The 2,236-nt window shown below is 37.2% G+C and carries 1 protein-coding gene; it reads left to right on the forward strand.

Annotation, left to right across the window (positions count from 1 at the left end):
* Positions 1 to 580 precede the first annotated feature (580 nt).
* The gene (locus tag V7097_RS24930; protein WP_335706338.1) at positions 581 to 1,360 is read left to right on the forward strand and encodes an SDR family oxidoreductase; all 780 of its coding nucleotides are present in this window, start codon (positions 581 to 583) and stop codon (positions 1,358 to 1,360) included.
* Positions 1,361 to 2,236: the final 876 nt, after the last annotated feature.

Raw genomic sequence — 2,236 nt, forward strand, 5'->3', positions numbered from 1 at the left:
GTTAAGTAACGGATCTTCAAATAAACTTGTTTCGTTAGAAGGAAATCATTATCTTCATTGGACTCGTTATAAAGAGATGAGCAAATATGTTAATGAATTCATAGAAACACATGTAAGTGACTAAATGGAATAATTGGAATTCCGCTTATTTAATGCTTCAACTAACAGTGTTAATTGGGAAGCAAGATAAATAAAGAACCTCCTTGGAGGTACTTTATTTATCGGGGATCATCATCAATACTATTTAACAGAGCCAAAAGAAAAGTAATATTATATTCGTTGTTCTTACTGTACTAACGGGTGCTTTACTCCAACAAGAGTAAAGCTCTTTTCTTGTTCAACTATAGGGGCAGGTTAGTTTAACAAAGATTCCCAAATATTTTTCGGTGTGGTATTGTAATACTAGAGATGAAACAAAGGAGAATCATAAATGGCAACTATCCTATAAACTTTTAAAAAATAAAATATTTCATATTCCCTAATATGGGAGAAATATGTCTATTTTATCAGTTTTAGGGCGTGCTATGTAAATTTAATATTCATCTCTTTAGGTGCGTCCTTCATTAATAGGAGGATAATTATGCAAAATTTAAATGGAAAAATAGCTATAGTAACAGGGGCAAGTCGCTCAACAAGTATAGGGCCAGCAATTTGTCTCTCTTTTGCAAAAGCTGGAGCTGATGTTTTCTTTACACATTGGACTAAATTTGATGAAATTGAGGGAAATGGAATGGAAATTGATTTCCCAAATGTCCTTTGTGAAAAGATAAAGAGTTTTGGAGTAAGAGCGGAACATATGACATTAGATCTTAGTTTATTAGAATCTCCAATAAAGCTATTAGAAGCAGTTGAAGAAACTCTTGGAACAGCTAATGTATTAGTCAATAATGCAACCTATGAATCTCCAACAAACTTTCGTGACTTTAATACAGAAATTTTAGATAAACACTATAAGGTAAATAATAGTGGTACATTAATGTTATCGGTTGAATTTGCTAAAAGATATGAAAAAGTATTCGAAAAAAAAAAAGATGGTCGTATTATAAATCTTGTTTCTGGTGGACCTGATCCAAATAATTTAGCTTATATTGCTACAAAGGGAATGATTATAGCGATAACAGAGCCATTGTCCGTAGCACTTGCTCCTGTTGGAATAACTGTAAATTCTATTAATCCAGGACCAACTGATTCAGGCTGGATGAAGGACGATATTAAGAACTACTTACTGCCTCAATTTCCTGCTGGTCGTATAGGAAAGCCGGAAGATGCAGCAAAAGTTATTACATTTCTAGCTAGTGACGATTCTTACTGGTTAACAGGTCAAACAATTAGGTGTGAAGGTGGCTTTTTAGGTAAATAAGTTCTTAAGGAAAGGGGTTGCTAGGGCGATCCCTTTCTTAGTTGAAATAGTTGGAAAAGCAATCCTGTAATAATGAAACTGTATAAAATGAAAAGTTTGTGAATAAATGTACTTAAACAAACGGGTAGCGATAGTTGAAGATTAGAGCTGTCATAAGGGCAGCTTTTTCTTGTTGAACTAAAGGGGCAGGTGTGCGGCCGAGCCTAGGTCGTATCATATAACGGGTGGGATTCCCGTCGAGTAAGAACTAGCCATTCACTCGTAGCGAGTCTTGGAGGGCTAAAGGTAACTTTAGTCTTTAAGCGTAGACAGTTAGGTGACGGGCCGAAAGCCAAATGGTTGAAGGGATAGAGCCCCATAATGTTAGTAAATCGAGAGGGCTGATGCTTTACCTGCAGCAGAAAGCAACATTTCATTCTTCGTATATGGCAAGAAGAATGAAACCTCTCTGGGGTCAGAGACCTTGGCACGTTACACATTGATATGATACGGCAACTCGGGAGACCCTATCGGTCTTTTCTTGTTAGAAGAGTATGGTGTACAAGCGATACAAAGTAAGGAAACCAAATGCCGATTAGGGAGTCGGATAGCAGCGTAGTACCAATGAAGTTGGGTAATGCCGATGGAGGAAAGGCTAGCTACCAGTTATCACCCTTACTAGGGACACATTTACTACACACAGAGGTAGGAATAATAAGTGGAAACAAGACTAGTAAGGATAGCAGAATTAGCAATATCTGATTCTAAAAGAATAGCTATATTTTGTGAATGATAACTAGGAGGAGCCGTGTGCGTTAATTGCGCAAGCACGGTTCTGTGAGGGGGGAGGAATACAATCTACCGCAAGGTAGAGAGATTCCCCTCTACTCGACTAGT

The organism is Bacillus sp. JJ1562, from assembly GCF_036962705.1.
In the GTDB taxonomy this organism is placed as follows: Bacteria; Bacillota; Bacilli; order Bacillales; family Bacillaceae_L; genus Ferdinandcohnia.